Annotated in this window: 13 protein-coding genes; 9 read left to right on the top strand and 4 right to left on the bottom strand. The window is 74.6% G+C overall.

Features of this window, described 5'->3' with window-relative positions:
* Window positions 1-88 precede the first annotated feature (88 nt).
* From V6U79_RS23825 to V6U79_RS23810, 4 genes are all read left to right on the top strand, one after another.
* Complete coding sequence (locus tag V6U79_RS23825; RefSeq protein ID WP_334523646.1) at window positions 89-427, top strand: hypothetical protein; 339 nt, start codon at window positions 89-91, stop codon at window positions 425-427.
* 45 nt (window positions 428-472) lie between these two features.
* Entirely contained in the window at window positions 473-1,228 is a 756-nt protein-coding gene (locus V6U79_RS23820; protein WP_334615873.1) for a HipA family kinase, read from the top strand.
* The gene (locus V6U79_RS23815) at window positions 1,225-1,593 is read left to right on the top strand and encodes a DUF3037 domain-containing protein (RefSeq protein ID WP_334523652.1); all 369 of its coding nucleotides are present in this window, start codon (window positions 1,225-1,227) and stop codon (window positions 1,591-1,593) included. The genes V6U79_RS23820 and V6U79_RS23815 overlap by 4 nt, the downstream gene beginning before the upstream one ends.
* A 222-nt stretch (window positions 1,594-1,815) precedes the next feature.
* Entirely contained in the window at window positions 1,816-3,906 is a 2,091-nt protein-coding gene (locus tag V6U79_RS23810) for a hypothetical protein (RefSeq protein ID WP_334615872.1), read from the top strand.
* A 1-nt stretch (window position 3,907) separates the two neighbouring features.
* Here the strand turns inward: V6U79_RS23810 and V6U79_RS23805 are convergent, their stop codons facing one another.
* The gene (locus V6U79_RS23805) at window positions 3,908-4,396 is read right to left on the bottom strand and encodes a GNAT family N-acetyltransferase (protein ID WP_334615871.1); all 489 of its coding nucleotides are present in this window, start codon (window positions 4,394-4,396) and stop codon (window positions 3,908-3,910) included.
* A gap of 85 nt (window positions 4,397-4,481) precedes the next feature.
* Here V6U79_RS23805 and wrbA point away from each other — a divergent pair, with 85 nt between their 5' ends.
* The gene (wrbA, locus tag V6U79_RS23800) at window positions 4,482-5,099 is read left to right on the top strand and encodes an NAD(P)H:quinone oxidoreductase (RefSeq protein WP_334523677.1); all 618 of its coding nucleotides are present in this window, start codon (window positions 4,482-4,484) and stop codon (window positions 5,097-5,099) included.
* A gap of 89 nt (window positions 5,100-5,188) precedes the next feature.
* On the opposite strand, the gene V6U79_RS23795 is transcribed toward wrbA, so the two are convergent.
* On the bottom strand, window positions 5,189-7,171 hold the full coding sequence (locus V6U79_RS23795) for a chorismate-binding protein (protein ID WP_334615870.1): 1,983 nt from the start codon (window positions 7,169-7,171) through the stop codon (window positions 5,189-5,191).
* 273 nt (window positions 7,172-7,444) lie between these two features.
* On the opposite strand from V6U79_RS23795, the gene V6U79_RS23790 reads away from it, so the two are divergent.
* The 3 genes from V6U79_RS23790 (at window position 7,445) to V6U79_RS23780 (ending at window position 11,944) form a co-directional block, all read left to right on the top strand.
* Window positions 7,445-8,845 (top strand): FGGY family carbohydrate kinase, encoded by a 1,401-nt coding sequence (locus V6U79_RS23790; protein WP_334523664.1) that lies wholly within the window; start codon window positions 7,445-7,447, stop codon window positions 8,843-8,845.
* 97 nt (window positions 8,846-8,942) lie between these two features.
* Window positions 8,943-11,525 carry a sensor histidine kinase gene (locus V6U79_RS23785; RefSeq protein ID WP_334523667.1) on the top strand — a complete coding sequence of 861 codons (2,583 nt, stop codon included), beginning with the start codon at window positions 8,943-8,945 and terminating at the stop codon, window positions 11,523-11,525.
* Window positions 11,525-11,944 (top strand): roadblock/LC7 domain-containing protein, encoded by a 420-nt coding sequence (locus tag V6U79_RS23780; protein WP_442933300.1) that lies wholly within the window; start codon window positions 11,525-11,527, stop codon window positions 11,942-11,944. Before V6U79_RS23785 ends, V6U79_RS23780 begins: the two co-directional genes overlap by 1 nt.
* A gap of 93 nt (window positions 11,945-12,037) precedes the next feature.
* Here the strand turns inward: V6U79_RS23780 and V6U79_RS23775 are convergent, their stop codons facing one another.
* Window positions 12,038-13,531 carry a GH1 family beta-glucosidase gene (locus V6U79_RS23775; protein WP_334615869.1) on the bottom strand — a complete coding sequence of 498 codons (1,494 nt, stop codon included), beginning with the start codon at window positions 13,529-13,531 and terminating at the stop codon, window positions 12,038-12,040.
* Between the two features lie 858 nt (window positions 13,532-14,389).
* Between V6U79_RS23775 and V6U79_RS23770 the strand changes: the two genes are divergently transcribed.
* A complete protein-coding gene (locus V6U79_RS23770; RefSeq protein WP_334523918.1) occupies window positions 14,390-17,287 on the top strand; it encodes a glycoside hydrolase family 48 protein in 2,898 nt (965 codons plus the stop codon).
* A 274-nt stretch (window positions 17,288-17,561) separates the two neighbouring features.
* Here V6U79_RS23770 and V6U79_RS23765 read toward each other — a convergent pair whose 3' ends face one another.
* Entirely contained in the window at window positions 17,562-18,260 is a 699-nt protein-coding gene (locus tag V6U79_RS23765; RefSeq protein WP_334523688.1) for a DUF3159 domain-containing protein, read from the bottom strand.
* Between the last annotated feature and the right edge of the window lie 68 nt (window positions 18,261-18,328).

Genomic DNA, 18,328 nt, shown 5'->3' with positions numbered 1-18,328 from the left:
CCGTCCACCGTCGCGAGGAATGCGAGGTAACGCAATGACCGCGTCTCGAGAGCCCGCTGGGGGCCCCGGCAGGTCCGGTGTCCAGCCGGTGCAGACCGGCACCGCCGCCAAGACGAGCGCGGCGGCCACCTTCGCCCTGGTGTTCGGGGTGGCCGCCCTGCTGAGCGTGCTGACCGCGATCCTCGCCTGGGTCGGTCTGCCACTCGGCATCATCGGCGTCATCCTCGGTATCGTGGGCCTGAAGATGAGCCGCCGGCCCGGGGTGACCGGTCGGGGGGTGGCCATCGGCGGCCTGGTCCTCAGCGCGCTGGCCGTGCTGCTCGGACTGGCCCTCGCGGCCGGGATCTCCACCTTCGTCAACAACGAGGGCGCCGTGAACCGGCTCCAGCAGGGCGTCGACGACCTGCGCGACAAGCTCGACGACTGACGCCCGGCGCGGGCCGTCCGCCGGGCGCTGACTAGGGTGGGCGTCGTGCTCCGCCAGGTCACCGGAATCCGGTACGTCACCCCGTTGCGTGAGGGCGGCTCGCTGCCCGGCGTGGTGGAAGCCGACGACCTGGGCACCTACGTGGCGAAGTTCTCCGGCGCCGGGCAGGGGCCCAAGGCGCTGGTCGCGGAGGTGGTCAGCGGGGAGCTGGCCCGCCGGCTCGGGCTGGCCGTACCCCGGCTGGTGGTGCTCGACATCGATCCGGTGATCGGGCGGGCCGAGCCGGACCAGGAGGTGCAGGAGCTGCTGCGCAACAGCGGCGGGGCGAACCTGGGCATGGACTTCCTGCCCGGCGCGCTGGGCTACGACCCGGTGGCCCACCCGGTCGACGCCGCGCTCGCCTCCCGGGTGCTGTGGTTCGACGCGTACACCGAGAACGTGGACCGGAGCTGGCGCAACCCCAACCTGCTCGTCTGGCACCGGGAGCTCTGGCTGATCGACCACGGGGCGACGCTCTACTTCCACCACAACTGGCCGCGCGCCGAGGCGGCGGTGGGGCGCGCCTACCGGGCCGACGACCACGTGCTGGCCCCGTACGCCGGCGACCTGCCGTCCGCCGACGCCGAGCTGTCGCCCCGCATCACCCGGGAGCTGCTCACCGAGGTCCTCGCGTTGGTGCCGGACGTCTGGCTGGCCGGCCCGGACTTCCCCTCCGCCGACGCGGCCCGGGCCGCGTACGTCGATCACCTGGCCCGCCGGGTGGCCCGCTCCGCCGACTGGCTGCCGGGGGGCGCGGCATGAGGACCCCCTTCGAGTACGCGGTGATCCGGCTGGTGCCCCGGGTCGAGCGGGGCGAGCTGATCAACGTCGGTGTGCTGCTCTACTGCCAGCAGCGGGACTTCCTCGGCGCGCGTACCCATTTGGACGCGGCGCGGGCGCGCGCGCTGGCGCCCGACGTGGACCTGGAGGCGGTGGCGACGGTGCTCGGCTCCTGGGGCCGGACCTGCGGCGGTGACGGTCCGGCGAGCCGGATGAGCCTGGGCGAGCGGTTCCGGTGGCTGGCCGCGCCGCGCAGCACGATGATCCAGGCGGGGCCGGTGCACACCGGGCTGACCGCCGACCCCGGGGCGGAGCTGGACCGGTTGATGACGAGCCTGGTCGGCTGAGGCGTCCCCTGATCGCGCTACGCCAGCGCCGTTGCCGGCACAGCGCGATCCCCCGTTCAGGCGCCCGGCGCGGGGGCGGCTGCCCGGGTGCAGCCGGCGCCGGTTGCGATCAGGATCCCCTTCCGGTCCCGACCGGGGCACCGGCGTGACCCGGAACTTGCGCAAATCTTGAGCCGCCGCCGGGGTGGCCCACTGTCGGTGGGGCGCGGCACAATCCGCGCCGTGATCAACGATTCGAGCCTCTTCGCCGGCCTGGACGACGTCGACTGGGCCGCGCTGCACCACGCGTACGGGCCCGCGGTGGAGGTGCCCGAGCTGCTGCGCGGCCTCGTCGACGACGACCCGGCGGCCCGGGAGACCGCGCTGGACGGCATGTACGGGGCGGTGCACCACCAGGGCGACGTGTACGACTCCACCCTCGCCACCATCCCGTTCCTCCTGGACGCCGCGGCCCGCCCTCAGCTGCCCGGCCGGGGTCCCATCGTCGAACTGCTGGGCAGCTACGCCGGCGCGGAGTACGACGACGTCGACGAGGACGAGGACGACGAGTACGCCGACGAGGAGGAGGTCGCCCACCAGATGGCGGCGCGGGCGGCGATCGCCGACGCCCGGCCGGTGTTCCTGGCCCTGCTCGCCGACCCCGATCCAGAGATGCGCGCCGCCGCCGCCGGAGCGCTGATGGTCCGACCGGACGCCGGGATCAGCGCCGCCCTCTCCGACCGGCTCGCCGTCGAGGCCGACGAGGACGTCCGAAAGGCGCTGCTCGACCTGCTCGGGCGGCTGGGCCGGCTGGCCCGGACCGGGCGACTGACCGGGGTCGACCCGGCCGGGCTGTTGGCGCCGCTGGTGGAGACGCTCACCGCCGACGGGCCTCCCCAGCCGCGGCTGGCCGCCCTGGCCCAGCTCGTCGAGGCGGCGGAGCCACCCGGCGTCGACGTCGTCGCCACCGCGCTGGCACTGTTCGACGCGCTCTACGCGCGGGAGGCGCCGCCGCCGAGCCCGGCCGGGTTCACCACCGACACGCTGCGCGGCGCGGTACGGCAGCTGGGGGAGCGGGAGCTGGCCGGGCGGCCGTCCCCGCCGGCGGCGCCGCTGGTCCAGCAGCTCAGCGCGGCGCTGGGGGACCGGGTCGGCGAGCGGACGCGCCTGCTCACCGCGCTGCTGGACGCGCCCGAGTGGTACCGCCGCCACGACGCGATCGCCCCGGTGCAACGGCTCGTCGACGGCTGGCGGGGGCCGTACCGGGAGCTGGTCGCCCGGCTGGGCGAGCAGCTGCTCGACCCGGAGCCCCGACTCGCCGGCGCCGCCGCGTCGAGCCTGCGGCATCTGGACGTGCTGGCCGCGCCGGCCGCCGACGCGATGGTCCGCGCCCTGGACGCCGCGCCCCGGGAGGCGCGGCACGACCGCGGCGCCCCGCCCTGGGTCATCCGCTGGGGCGGCGGCGAGGCGGCTCTCGGTCCGGTGCCGGTGGCGCTGGCGGCCCTGGCGGACCGCCGGGTGCTGCCGGTGCTGCGCTGGGCCCTCGAACAGGACCAGCCGCCGGAGGACGTCGGCCAGGCGGTGGCCGCGCTCGGGCCCGCCGCCGCCGAGCTGGTGCCGCTGATCCGGGACCGGCTGCGCGACCTGCCCGACGCGCCCGAACGGTTCCGCTCCTCGCTGGTGTACGCGCTGGGGCGGATCGGCCCGGCCGCCGCCCCCTGCCTGCCGGAGCTGCTGGCCCGGCTGCCCGACGACGGAGCGGCCCGGGCGCTCGCCGCGCTCGGCCCGGCCGCCGTCGACGCGGTGCCGGCGCTGCGCCGCGCGACCGGCTCCGACGAGTGGCGCCAACGCCTGCCGGCCGCGTCGGCGCTCTGGCAGGTCACCGGCGACGCGGAGCTCGTCCTGCCGGTGCTGGCCCGGTCCCTCGAAGGGACGACGTTCGAGGCGCGCGACGCCGCGCGGGGGCTCGCCGAACTGGGCCCGGCCGCCGCGGGGACCGCGCCCCGGCTGCGCGAGCTGTGCGCCGCCGCCGACAGCACCGGTTGGCTGCCGCTGGCCGCCGCCGTGGCGCTGTGGCGGGTGACCGGCGACGCCGCCGCGACCCTGCCGACGCTGCTGTCGGCCTGGCGGGCCAACAGCTACACCGCCCGGGAGGTGGTCCGGCACCTGGCCGAGTTCGGTCCGCTCGCCGCCGACGCCGTGCCGCTGCTCCGCGCCGAGCTGGCCCGGGTACGCCGGCACAACGTCCGCGAGGCGACGTGGACGACCGACCAGGTCGCCGCCGACGAGGAGCTGCTCCGGTACTGCCGGGCCGCGCTGGACGCGATCGGCTGAGTCAGAGCCGCCGGTACATCACCAGCAGGTCGACGTACCCCTCGGTCGGGTGCCGGAAGCCCTCCGGCACCCGACCGACCACGTCGAAGCCGAGCGACCGCCACAGCCCGACCGCCCGGGAGTTCGTCGCCACCACCGCGTTGAACTGCATGGCCCGGTAGCCGTCGGCCCGGGCGAGGTCGAGCACGTGCCCGCCGAGCGCCCGGCCGATCCCCCGACCGGCGGCGGCCGGCGCGACCACGAAGCTGGCGTTGGCGACGTGGTCGCCGGGACCGGGCTGGTTGGGCACCAGCTTCGCCGAGCCGAGGATCGTGCCGTCCGGGTCCACCGTGACCACCGTGCGTCCCGGCGGTGGCACCAACCAGAGCCGGCGGGCCTGCTCCTCGGTGACGTCGCGCGGCCAGGTGTACGTCTCACCAGCGGCGACGATGTCGCGCAGGAAGGGCCAGATGCCGGGCCAGTCCGCGCTGGTGGCCGGCCTGATCTGCATGTCCGGATCATGCCACGGGGTGTGTTTGCCGGGGTGGTCAACGGGTAGTCGCCGGAGCTGATTCGGATCGAGGAGGAGCGTGACGATGGACGGCCAGGTCAAGGTAGCGGTGATCTACTACAGCGCGACCGGTATCACCTATCAGATGGCGCAGGCGGCCTGCGAGGCCGCCGGGGAGGCCGGCGCCGAGGTGCGGCTGCGCAAGGTCCGCGAGCTCGCCCCCGCCGAGGCGATCCGCTCCAACTCGGGGTGGCAGGCGCACCACCTGGAGACCCAGGACGTCCCCGAGGCCCAGATCGACGACATCGCCTGGGCCGACGCGGTGATCTTCGGCTCGCCCACCCGGTACGGCATGATCGCCGCGCAGCTCAAGCAGTTCATCGACACCACCGGCCCGCTCTGGGCCCAGGGCGCGCTGGTGGACAAGGTCTACAGCGGCTTCACCTCGACCGCCACCTCGAACGGCGGCCAGGAGTCGACCCTGCTGTCGCTGTTCACGATCATCTACCACTGGGGCGGCCTCGTGGTCACCCCCGGTTACACCGACCCGAGCCAGTTCACCGCCGGAAATCCGTACGGCGCCTCGCACACCAGCAACAACGGCGAGATCGCGCCGGACCACCTCGCGCTGGGCGCGACCGCGCTGACCGCGCGCCGGGCGGTGCAGATCGCCACCAGGTTGAAGAGGGGCTCGGCCGGCTGACGCGGGGCGGCGGCCGGTGACGGCGGACCGGACGACCGGTGGCCGGGCGGGGGCTCTCGACCCGTCCGGGCCACCGGTCGCCCTCACCCCTACCCCCGATCGGGCGAAGCATGCGCCGGCACCGGCCGGGCCGGGCGCTCCAGCAGGTGGCCGAGCAGGTCGGCCAGGACCGCCAGGCCGTCCCGGCTGAGCACCGACTCCGGGTGGAACTGCACCCCGGCGAAGCCGGGACCGCGCAGGGCGTGCACCGCGCCGTCCGCCGGGTCCCGGGAGATTTCCACCGGGCCGTGACCGGTGCGGACCCGGTCGGCGTCGGCCAGGGCGGTGAAGGTCGAGTAGAAGCCGACCCGGCGAGGGGTGCCGAAGACGGTCACGTCCCGCGGCAACCCCTGGTACGGCGCCGCGCGGCGGTGCAGCGGCAGCCCCAGCAGCCCGGCGAGCAGCTGGTGGCCGAGGCAGACCGCGAGGGTGGGCAGGCCGGCGTCCAGCCGCGCGGCCAGCAGCGCGCGCAGCGCCGCCATCTTCAGCTCGGTGAGGTTTCCCGGGTCGCCCGGGCCCGGGCCGACCACCACCAGGTCGTACCGGTCGACCGGGGCGGGGCGGTGCCACGGACGGACGTCGACCGTGAGGCCCAGCGCGCCGAGCTGGTGCGCGAGCATCCCGGTGAAGGTGTCCTCACCGTCCACGATCAACGCCCGGCGTCCGGCCAGCCCTGGCAGCGCGATCGCCCCGGGCACCCGCTGATCGAGCCAGAACCGCGCGAGGGCGTCGTTCCGCTCGGCGAGCACCGCCCGTACCTCGGGGTCGTCGGCGAGGGGCCGTTCCGGCCCGGGACGCGGCGCCGGACGCGCCGGGCCGGGACGGTCGGGGCGTACCACCGGCGCGGCGCCCGGGGCCGGCGCCTGCGGACCCAGCCCGAGCGCGGCGAGCACCCCGGCCGCCTTCGCGTGCGTCTCCGCGACCTCACCGGCCGCGGTGGAGTGCCGCACCAGGGTCGCCCCGACCGGCACCCGCAGCTCACCGGTGGGGGAGAGCTCCGCCGTGCGGATCAGGATCGGCGCGTCCAGGGTCTGCCGGCCGGCGGCGTCCCGACCCAGCAGGGCCAGCACCCCGGAGTAGTAGCGCCGCCCGGTGCGCTCGTGCCGGGCGATCACCCGGCAGGCGTTCTCCATCGGGCTGCCGGTGACGGTGGGCGCGAACATCGTCTCCCGCAGCACCTCCCGGACGTCCTTCGATCCCCGCCCGGCCAGCAGGTACTCGGTGTGGGTCAGGTGGGCCATCTCCTTCAGGTACGGCCCGACCACCTGGCCGCCGTGCTCGGCCACCGTGGCCATCATCTTCAGCTCCTCGTCGAGCACCATGTACAGCTCCTCGACCTCCTTGGGGTCGCGGAGGAAGCGCAGCAGGGCGTCCCGGTCGGCCGCCGCGCCGGTGTGCCGGAAGGTGCCGCTGATCGGGTTCATCATCACCAGTCCGTCGTCGACGCTGACGTGCCGCTCCGGGCTCGCGCCGACCAGGATCCGGGTCCCGGTGTGGACCAGGAACGTCCAGTACGCGCCCCGTTCCCCGCACAGCAGCCGGCGCAGCGCCGCCAGCCCGGCCCGCAGCGGGGACCCCTGCACGGTGGCGTGCAGGGTGCGGTGGATGACGAAGTTGGCGCCCTCCCCGCGGCCTATCTCCTCGGCGAGCACCCGCTCGACCGTCCGGGCGTACTCCTCGTCGGTGACGTCGAAGGCGGCGCCGTCGCTGACCACCGGCGCCTCGGGCAGCGCGGCCAGCGCGGAGGCCAGCGGGATCACGTGGTGCCCGTCGATGGCCAGGTACTCCAGCGGGGTGCCGTCGTCGACGCAGTCGAAGCCGCGCTCGGTGACCTGCCGGTACGGCACCAGCGCCAGGGTGTGCGCCCCGGCCGCCGCGTCGTCGGGCAGCGGCAGGTCGGCGAGCCGGTCGGCGACGTCCACCGTTCCGGTGAAGAGGTCGAGGTGGTCGGCGCCCTCGCGGCGGACGAGGGCGAACGGACCCGGGTCGACGCCGTCGGCGACGGCGGCGAGCAGGTCGTGCGGGCGGGTCATCGGGGTCTCCTCCAGGGCCGGTGCGCCACCCGTCGGGGCGGCCCGGGGGCCGGGGAGAGACCGGCGGCCGCCTCGTCGGGCGGCCGCGTGGAAAGCTACGCGCGGAAGGTGGCCGCCGGGTCGGCGGGCCACCAGCAGGACGACAGCGCGAGCATGCCGATCACCCTACGCGGCCCGCGCCCGGTCCGGAAGCGGTTGTCCGTGGCAGGACGCGCCCCCAGCGCCCGCCGATCTTCAGGTGACCGACCCGGGTGGCGGGTACCGTGACCGGCGATGAACATTCTCGCTCTCGACCTGGGTACCTCTTCGGTACGTGGACTCGTGCTGGACGGGGACGCCGATCCGTTGCCGGGCGCGTTGGCGCGGCGCAAGGTGCACCTGAGCGTCGGGGTCGACGGTGCCGGCACCCTCGACCCCGTCGGCTACCTCGCCTGCCTGGTCGAGTGTCTGGACGAGCTCGCCGACGGCGGGCACCTGCGGGACGTCGAACTGGTCGCGCTCTCCGCCCAGTGGCACTCGGTGGTCCCGCTCGACGGCGGCGGCACGCCACTCGGCCCGGTGCTCACCTGGCTGGACACCCGACCGGGGCCACCGGCCGGAGCCACCGGACCGGCCGACCCGCCGGAGTACCACCGGCGTACCGGCACGTGGTGGCACCGCTGCTACTGGTCGGTCCGGCTGCCCTGGTTGCGGCAGCGCGCCGGGAGCTCCGCCGTCCGCTTCGTCGGCCTGGTCGAGTACGTGCTCGGTGAGCTGCTCGAGGCGGCGCCGATGTCGATCTCGATGGCCTCCGGGACCGGTCTGCTCGACCTGGGCGCGGCGGACTGGGACGCCGAGGCGTGCCAGCTGGCCGGGGTCCGCGATGGCGAGCTGCCCGAACTGGCCCCGCTGGGCTGGCACGGCCGGCTCCGCCGGGAGCACGCCCGCCGGTGGCCGCAGCTGGCCGACGCGCGCTGGGCCGCCCCGGTCGGCGACGGGGCCGCCTCCAACGTCGGCTCCGGCTGTGTCGACCCGCGTCGCGTGGCGGTGACGGTGGGGACGTCCGCGGCGGCCCGCCTGGTGCAGCGGGTCCCGGTCGGGCAGGAGGCGCCACCCCTGCCGAACGAGCTCTGGCGCTACCGGGCCGACCACGAGTACGTGGTGACCGGGGCGGCGTACTCCAGCGGGGGCAACCTGTTCGCCTGGGCCAACCGGGAGCTGCGGCTGCCCGAGGGCGCCGGGCTGGAGGAGGCGCTGGCCCGGATCAAGCCGGACGGCGGCGTCGCCACCAACCCGAGGTTCGGCGGTGACCGGCCACCGGGCCTGGCTCCGGCCGGCGTCGGCGAGCTGCGTCGGCTCAGCTTCTCCACCACGGGAGTGGAGATCCTGGCCGGGCTGATGGCCGGGCTGTGCCGGCTCGTCGCCGACGACCTGGCCGTGCTGGAGTTCGGAGTCGACGCCCCGGTCGAGGTGGTGTTGGGCGGGGGAGCGGTGAGCGCCTCCCCGTGGTGGCGAGCGGCGTTCGCGACGGCGCTCGCCCCGCGGACGGTGCGGCACCGCTCCGAGCCGGAGATCGGCGCGATCGGCGCCGCGCTGGTCGCGACGGGCCGGATCGCCGAGGCGGAGCGGCTCGCCGGGGCGGGCCGGACGGTGGAGGTCGGGCGGTCGCTCGTGGCCGCTGCGCCGAACTCCTGAGCGCTGCCGCCCCTCCGGCCCGTTGACACAGCTCCCGGGCCTGGTTGGATGGAGCCCGCTCCCCGACGAGGGGGAGGCGGGGACCGAGGAGGCAGGTGTGGGCGTTGGTCCCGACCCGACCCAGGACGCGACGAAGCAGGACCGTCGACACGACAGCGAAGTCCGGCTCGTACCGCACCGGCGGCGGTCGCCGTTCCGGCTGCGCGACTGGCGGATGCGGACCAAGCTGGCCACCGTCCTGGTGATTCCCACGGTCGCCTTCCTGGTGCTGGCCGGGGTGCAGACCGTGGTGCTGGTCGGGCAGACCACCGCGTTGAGCGACTTCGCCCGGCAGGTCGGCATCGGACGGCAGATCACCACCGTGGTGGACCGGCTCCAGCAGGAGCGCGACCGCGCGGCGGGCGAGTTGGCGGAGCTGCGCCGCGACGGGGTCGACTCCGACCGGGCGGCGGCCGCCGCCGCGCTGCAACCGTTGCAGACCGCCACCGACCAGGCGGTCTCCGAGCTGCGCCGGGCCGCCGCGCCGCTCGCCGACTCCGACGCCGCCTGGCGCGTCGCGTACGCGGAGGTGCTGGAGGCCTACGACCAGGTGGTCTACATTCGAGCGGCGATCCCGCCGGCGGTGCTCAGCACCGACACCGTGCTGGGCAACTACCACCGGTGCGTCGAGGCGCTGCTCAACCTGCTGGCCGAGCCGTCACCGGGAGAGCCCCAGCCGGCCCTCACCGACGCCGTGCTGCGCTACGTGCAGCTGGCGCGGGTCAAGGAGTTGTCGTCGCGGATCCGGGGCCAGCTCTACGAGGCGGCCCGGGCCGGCCGGTACGGGCTGGACGACGAGGTGACCCTCACCGACCTGCGGGCCCAGCAGCTCGCCGCGCTCGGCGCGTTCCGGGTGGCCGCCACCACCGCCCAGATCGAGCTGTACGACCGGACCTCACGCGATCCCGCCTTCGTCACCGCCGCCCGGCTGGAGGAGAAGAGCCTGCCGGCCGGCGGGGCCCAGCCGGAGGTGCTGCCCGCCGCCCAGTGGTGGGCCGCGAGCGAGCAGCGCCAGGAGCTCTTCCGCCAGCTCGAGGTGCGGGTGCTCGACGACGCGGTGGCGCAGGCCGACGAGGTCAGCAGCGAACGGCTGCGCACCACCCTGCTGGTCGTCGGCGGCATCGTGGTGGTGCTCGGGCTCGCCGTGCTGCTGGCCCTGTTGATCGGTCGCTCCGTCGCGAACTCCATCCAGCTGCTGCGGGGGCAGGCGCTGCGGATCGCCCAGATCGACCTGCCGTACGCGCTGAACCGGCTCCGCACGGTCAGCGGTGGGGTGCCCACCATCGACGTGCCGCCCGCGGTGGTCCGGTCCTCCGACGAGATCGGCGAGCTGGCCGAGGCGTTCGTGGCGGTGCACCGCAGCGCGGTCAGCGTCGCCGTCGAACAGGCCGAGACGCGGCGCACGGTCAACGCGATGTTCGTGAACCTGGCCCGGCGCAGCCAGGTGCTGGTGGAGCGGCAGTTGGAGCTGCTCGACGACCTGGAGCGGGAGGAGGCCGACCCGGACCAGTTGGAGAACCTGTTCCGGCTGGACCACCTGGCCGCCCGCATGCGCCGTAACGACGAGAGCCTGCTGGTGCTGGCTGGCACCGAGTCCACCCGGCGGTGGAACCGTCCGGTCGGGCTCGGCGCGGTGCTGCTCGCCGCCAGCGCCGAGATCGAGCAGTACCAGCGGGTGCGGCACGACTCGGTGGCCGACCTGTACGTGGTGGGGCACGCCGTCGGGGAGTTGGTGCACCTGCTGGCCGAGCTGCTGGAGAACGCGACGGCCTTCTCCCGGCCCGACACCCTGGTCCGGGTGACCGCCCGGGCCGAGGGCGGCGGCGCGGTGGTGGAGATCGCCGACCAGGGGCTCGGGATGAGTCCGGCCGCGCTGGAGCAGGCGAACGCCGTGCTGGCCTCGCCGCCGACCGCCGACGTGGCCGCGGTCGAGCGGATGGGTCTCTTCGTGGTCAGCCACCTGGCCGCCCGGCACGCGGTGCGGGTGCGGCTCGCTGGCGGGGCGGAGGGGCTGGTGGCCCGGATCGTGCTGCCCGCCACGCTGCTGGCCGCGGCGTCGGCGGCAGAGCTGGACCCGCCCGCGTCGCCGCGGATGCTGACCACCGCGGTCGCCGGGGCCACCCGGCCCGGTGCGGCGCAGCTCGGCGGGCCGACGACGGAGCTGCCGGTGGCCGGTCGCCGTCCCGACTCGACCTCGGTGCCCGTCCCGGGCCGGCCGGTGCCGGTCCAGGGCCGGCCGGTGCCGGTGCCCGGTCGGCCGGTGCCGGTCCGGGCGGAGGACGTGCTGGCCCCGGCGGCGGGTGCCCCGGCGGGATCCGGTGGTGGCTGGTGGTCCCGCCAGGGCCCGGCCCCGGGGTCGACGCCGAGCACCGGGGGGAGCACGCCCGCGCCGCCCGCCACGCCGGTCACCGCCGGCACCACCGAACGCGGTCTGCCGGTACGGGTGCCGATGGCGCAGCTCGCCGCGGTCACCGAGTCGGCGCGGCCGGAGACCCCGGCGGTCCGGCACGACCCGGACCCGGAGGCGGTCGGCGGGATGCTGTCCCGGTACTACGGCGGCGTGCGCCGCGCGGAGGCCGAGGAGACCACGGAGATAATCTTGCCGCCGGCCGGTGTGCGCAGCGAAGGGGGACGACAGTGATGACGTTGAGCCAGGAGGCCCGTGACCTGAGCTGGCTGGTCAACGCGTTCGCGGAACGGGTGCCGGGGGTGGCCCACGCGGTGGTGGTCTCCTCCGACGGGTTGCTGGTGGCGATCTCCGCCAACCTGCCCCGCGATCACGCTGACAAGTTGGCGGCGGTGACGTCGGGTCTGATGAGCATCACCGCCGGTGCCGCGCAGATGTTCGACGGGGACGTGGTCAAGCAGACCGTCGTGGAGATGGGGCGCGGCTACTTCCTGGTCATGCAGATCCGTGACGGTTCGATCCTGGCCACCCTGGCCGGGGCGGACGCCGACATCGGGGTGGTGGGCTACGAGATGGCCCGGCTGGCCAAGCAGGCCGGCGAGATGCTCACCCCGGCGCTGCGCGCCGAGTTGCAGCAGGCGCTGCCCCGCTGACCGGGCCGGCGGCCCGGCCTCCGGTCGGGCGCCGGCCGGGTGGTGGCACGGCCGGACCGCGGGCGCGGTCCGGCCGTACCGGGTGCTGCCGAGCTAGAGGCCGTTGTCGCTGATCACCTGGCGGTACCAGTGGGCGCTGCGCTTGGGGATCCGACGCTGGGTGGGGTAGTCCACGTAGACGAGCCCCCAGCGTTGGTCGTACCCCTCGGCCCATTCGAAGTTGTCCAGCAGCGACCAGACGTGGTAGCTCTCCAGCGGCACCCCGGCGGCGATCGCCCGGTGCGCGGCGGCGAGGTGGTCGCGCAGGAAGGCGATCCGGCCGGCGTCGTCGACGGTGCCGTCCGCGCCCAGGGTGTCCGGGCAGGGCAGGCCGTTCTCGGTGACGGTGATCGGGATCCGCCCGTAGTCGCGGGTGACCCGGGTCAGGATGTCGTACATCCCCTCGGGGTGGATCTGCTGCCACTCGGCCTCGGAGGTGGGCAGGCGCCGCACGGTGTCGCCGTCGGCGGTGACGTAGATCGGCGTGTAGTACTGCACGGCCAGCAGGTCCACCGGGCTGGAGATGATCGCCAGGTCGCCGTCGCGGATGCCGCGGGCCATCCGGCTGTCCGCCCCGAGGTCGGCCAGGACGTCCTCGGGGTAGGCGCCGGTGAGGACGGGGTCCAGGTAGAGACGGTTCTCGTACCCGTCGTAGAGCCGGGTGGCCTCGGCCGCGGCCGGGGTGTCGTCGGCGGGGTAGCAGGGGTGCAGGTTGAGCGCGGGGCCGATCCGGGCGGTGGAGCCGGTGGCGCGCAGCGCGCGGACGGCGAGGCCGTGGGCGAGCTGGAGGTGGTGGGCGACGAGATACGCCGCGTCGGGGTCCTGCCGGCCGGGGGCGTGGTGGCCCGAGAGGTACCCGTTCTGCACCACGGTCTTCGGTTCGTTCACGGTCAGCCAGACCGGCACCTGGTCGCCGAGGCCGCGGAAGACCGCGTCGGCGTAGTCGGCGAAGCGCTCGGCGGTGTCCCGGTTCTCCCAGCCGCCGGTGTCCTGGAGGGCCTGCGGCAGGTCCCAGTGGAAGAGGGTGACCATCGGCGCGATGCCGCGCTCGTGCAGCCCGTCGACGAGCCGTCGGTAGAAGTCGAGGCCCCGCTGGTTGGGCCGGCCGGTGCCGTCGGGCTGGATCCGGGGCCAGGAGACGGAGAACCGGTAGCTGCGCAGGCCCAGGTCGCGCATCAGGTCGAGATCCGAGGCCCAGCGGTGGTAGTGGTCGGCGGCCACGTCCCCGGTGTCGCCGTTGCGGGTGCGTCCCGGCGTGCGGCTGAAGGTGTCCCAGATCGACTCGCCCCGGCCGTCCTCCTTGGCGGCGCCCTCGATCTGGTACGCCGAGGTGGCGGCGCCCCAGCCGAAGCCGGCCGGGAAGCGCAGCCCGGCGGGGGCGGGGCCGGCCGCCGGCTTCTCGCCCGGCGGGGCGTCGCAGCCGGTGGCCACGGCACCCGCCGCCGCCGTCAGGGCGGTGGCGACCGGCGCGGACAGCCCGGCGCCGGCCGTGGCGGTGGCGGAGAGCGCGGCGCGGCCGAGCAGGCGCCGTCGGGTGAACATCGACATGGGCATTCTCCTCAGGGTGCGGGCCACCCAACGACCGGGAGCGCTCCCAGCGCAGGCGTACGACGGTCCGGCCGTGAACGTGGGCGGACTGCCAGCCTAGAGGGCCGGACCCGAGCGGGCGGCCGGGGATGGGGTGCGGCAGCGGCGTCGCGGCGGGCGGCGCGCCCGGCGGGTGCCGACAGCAAGCGAGGCCGGCCGGGTGGCGCGCGGAGCGCCTGATCCCGTCGGCCTCTTTTCCCGTGGAGTACGGGGGCTTAGTGTGGGGACGGGGGAGGGCAACCCCCGTCCCCACCGTGGTGCACACGCGCACGGGTGGAATTGGCGTCCGCCGTGCGTGTCGCGCGGGAGCCGGGCCACGCGAGTGGCTCTGGTACCCACCTCCCTCCGTGCTGGTGAGGAGCCGGCTGGCGACGGCGTCCGGGCTGGCCCGTCGTCAGCCTCCTGGGTATTCCGTGGCCGGATGACCACGGTCGATCTGTTCGGTGGATCACCGTCGATGGAAGCGCTCCCATCGACGATGCTGCGACTGTAACGCCCGTCACGACTTTGTGAAAGCCCCCACACGAGATCGAAACATCGCTCTGGATGACTCGACGGTGGTTGTCGTGGGAGCGCTTCCATGGCACACTGGGCATCCAGTCGCGACGCGGAGCCAGCTCGCGCGAGCGCGGGTCGCCGAGGGCATCCGGGATCACCGGACGGCCACCCGAGGAGGCGGCACCCCTTGCCGCCTCACCGACCGACCACCATTCCCGGGCGCTTCCTTCCCCCCGCGCACCCCGTCGCGTGTGGAGGCGCCCCGCCGTGGGTCCGTACGGCCCCGGCCCGGTCCGAGGAGACACCGCGCACATGAGACTCATGGCAAGACGTCGCCGAACGGCGATCCTCGCCGCCACCGCGCTCGCGGTCGGTGGGGTGGCCCTGCCGGCCGGCGCCGCACAGGCCGCCCCGGCCTGCGACGTGGTCTACGCGACGAACGACTGGGGCAACGGCTTCACCGCCAACGTCACCATCAAGAACCTGGGCGACGCGCTCACCGCCTGGACGCTGAAGTTCGCCTTCCCCCACAGCAGCCAGCGGCTCACCCAGGGCTGGTCGGCGAAGTGGAGCCAGACCGGCGCCGAGGTGACCGCGACCAACGAGTCGTGGAACGGCAGCCTGGGCGCCGGCGCCTCCACCACCATCGGGTTCAACGGCGCGTACTCCGGCGCCAACCCGAAACCCACCGCGTTCACCCTCAACGGGGTGACCTGCAACGGGACCCCCGCCAACCAGCCACCGACGGTCTCCCTCGCCGTGCCGGCCGGGCCGTTCCAGGCGCCGGCGGACGTGCCGCTGACCGCCACCGCTGGCGACCCGGACGGGACCATCGCCAAGGTCGAGTTCTACCGCAACGGCCTGCTGGTCGAGACCGACACCACCGCCCCGTACGGCTACACCCTCCAGGACCTGCCGGCGGGCAGCTACACGGTGCAGGCCAAGGCGTACGACAACGCCAACGGCATCGCGGTGGCGGAGAAATCCTTCACCGTCGACCCCGCCACCGGCCCGACGCTGGTCGCCACCCCGGCCGCGGTCAGCGTGACCGAGGGCGGCAGCTCCCCGGTCAACCTGAAGCTCAGCGCCGCCCCGACGGCCGACGTCCCGGTGTCCCTCGCCCGCACCGGGGACACCGACATCACCGTCTCGCCGGCCTCGGTGACGCTGACCCCGACCAACTGGAACACCGGGGTGAACGTCGCGGTCGCCGCCGCGGAGGACGCCGACACCCTCGGCGGCACGGCCACCGTCACCGCCTCGGCCACCGGCTTCGCCCCCCTCACGATCACCGCCACGGAGATCGACAACGACACCCCCGGCGGGGACAACACCTACGTCAAGCGCTTCCTCGACCAGTACGGCAAGATCAAGAACTCCGGCTACTTCAGCCCGGAGGGCGTGCCGTACCACTCGGTGGAGACGCTCATCGTCGAGGCGCCCGACCACGGCCACGAGACCACCTCGGAAGCCTTCAGCTTCTGGCTGTGGCTGGAGGCGCAGTACGGCCGGGTCACCCAGAACTGGGCCCCGTTCAACAACGCGTGGACGGTGATGGAGAAGTACATCATCCCCAGCCACGCCGACCAGCCCAGCGCCGGCGCTCCGGGGACGCCGCAGTACGCGGCCGAGCACAACCTGCCCAGCCAGTACCCGTCGCAGCTGCAGCCCGCCGTCCCGGTCGGCCAGGACCCGCTGCGCGGCGAACTGCAGAGCACCTACGGCACCGGCGACATCTACGGCATGCACTGGCTGCTGGACGTCGACAACACCTACGGCTTCGGCCGCTGCGGCGACGGCACCACCCGGCCGGCGTACATCAACACCTTCCAGCGGGGCACCCAGGAGTCGGTGTGGGAGACCGTGCCGCAGCCGTCCTGCGACACCTTCAAGCACGGCGGCCAGTACGGCTACCTCGACCTGTTCATCAAAGAAGGCAGCGCCCCCGCCAAGCAGTGGAAGTACACCAACGCCCCGGACGCCGACGCCCGCGCCGTGCAGGCCGCGTACTGGGCGCTGACCTGGGCCAAGGCCCAGGGCAGGCAGGCCGACGTGGCGGCCACCGTGGCCAAGGCCGCCAAGATGGGCGACTACCTGCGCTACGCGATGTTCGACAAGTACTTCAAGAGGATCGGCAACTGCGTCGGGGCCACCACCTGCCCGGCCGGCACCGGCAAGGACTCCGCGCACTACCTGATGTCCTGGTACTACGCCTGGGGCGGCGCGTACGAGCCGAACCAGAACTGGTCCTGGCGGATCGGCTCCAGCCACAACCACTTCGGCTACCAGAACCCGTTCGCGGCCTGGGCGCTGACCAACGTGGCCGAGCTGAAGCCGAAGTCGCCGACCGCGACCGCGGACTGGCAGAAGAGCTTCGACCGGCAGCTGGAGTTCTACACCTGGCTCCAGTCCGCCGAGGGCGGCATCGCCGGTGGCGCCACCAACAGCTGGGACGGCAGCTACGCGCAGCCGCCGGCCGGCACCGCCACCTTCTACGGCATGTACTACGACGTCGACCCGGTCTACAACGACCCGCCGTCGAACCAGTGGTTCGGCATGCAGGCCTGGTCGATGCAACGGATCGCCGAGCTGTACCTGCAGACCGGCAACGCCAGGGCCAAGGCGCTGCTGGACAAGTGGGTGCCGTGGGCGATCGCCAACACCACGCTGGGCGCCAACTGGTCGATCCCGTCGGACATGAAGTGGACCGGCCAGCCCGCCAACTGGAACCCCACCAACCCCCAGCCCAACACCAACCTCCACGTCGAGGTGACGGTGAAGGGCCAGGACGTCGGCGTCGCCGCCGCCTACGCCCGGACCCTGATCGCGTACGCGGCGAAGTCCGGCAACGTGGCGGCCAAGAACACCGCCAAGGGCCTGCTCGACGCGCTCCACGCGGCCAGTGACGCCAAGGGCGTGTCGACCACCGAGAAGCGCGGCGACTACAAGCGCTTCGACGACGTCTACGACGCCGCCACCGGCCAGGGCCTCTACGTCCCGGCCGGGTGGACCGGGAAGATGCCCAACGGCGACGCCATCGCCGCGGGCCGGAGCTTCCTCGACATCCGGTCGTTCTACAAGAACGACCCGGACTGGCCGAAGGTCGACGCGTACCTGAAGGGCGGCCCCGAGCCGACCTTCAACTACCACCGGTTCTGGGCGCAGGCCGACGTCGCCATGGCGTACGCCGACTACGGCAACCTGTTCCCCAACGGATGAGGTGACCACCCCGGGTGGGCGGCGCGGCGCCGCCCACCCGGGGGCCGACCGGGCCCGGGGGAGCGGACCTCCCGGTCGGCGGGCGGCCCGATCACCACGGTCGGGCCGGGGGTGGGCCGGCCGTCCGGACGACGCAGCGGACCCGCCGGCCCACCCCGCCGCTCCCGGCCCGGGAAAACCGCGAAAAAAGAGGGCGTCGTGGGATCACGCGACGCCGCCGGACGGAGTACCGTGTTCCTCGGAGAGGCCGCTCCCCCCGTGGCGGCCTCTCCCTTTATCTTTCCGGGCTTCCCGCCACGGCACCGGGCTGTGCCGGCTCCACCGGATGCCGCAGCCCCGGATGCCCCGCCGGCAGCGACCGCCGGATCACCACCCAGCTCACCGTCAGCGCCGCCGCCACCAGCGGCCAGGTCAGCGCGGCCCGGGCCACGGTCAGCGCGACCACCTGATTGCCCAGCCACAGGGGCAGGAAGACCGCCACCCGCAGCGCGTAGGTCGCCGCCCACACCCAGCTGCCCCGCGCGTACGCCCGCAGCAGCGCCCGGTCGCGCCGCCACCGGCCGTGCTGCCGGAGCGCGACGCCGACCAGCACCCCGAGCAGGGGCCGGCGCAGCGCGATGCTCACCACCCACACCAGCGCGCTCGCCGCGTTGGAGAAGAGCTGGACCAGGAAGAAGTCGGCGGCCCGTCCGGTGTAGAGGGCGATCAGCGCGGCGACGCAGACGGCGAGCAGCCCGACCAGCACCGACCGTGGCCGCTCGCCCCGCCGCAGCCGCCAGAGCGCCACCGCCGTGCCCGCCACGACGGCCGCGGCGACCCCACCGCCGAGCGAGCGGTCGGTCAGCAGCCAGCCCACGGTGAACGCCACCGGCGGCAGGGTCGCGTCCACCGCCCCGCCACGTCCACCCAGCAGGTCCGCCAACGACTCCGGCCGGCCCGCCGGTCCGCCTCCGTGTTCCCGTCCGCCGCTCACCGTCACCTCCCGAGCTTCGGTGCCAACGTAGCGGGGACGGACCGGTGGGCCGCCGAGCGGCCCGCCGG

It is taken from the genome of Micromonospora psammae (assembly GCF_036902725.1).
In the GTDB taxonomy this organism is placed as follows: Bacteria; Actinomycetota; Actinomycetes; order Mycobacteriales; family Micromonosporaceae; genus Micromonospora.
Note: the sequence above shows the minus strand (reverse complement) of the source record. Positions and strands in the feature narration are given on the sequence as shown.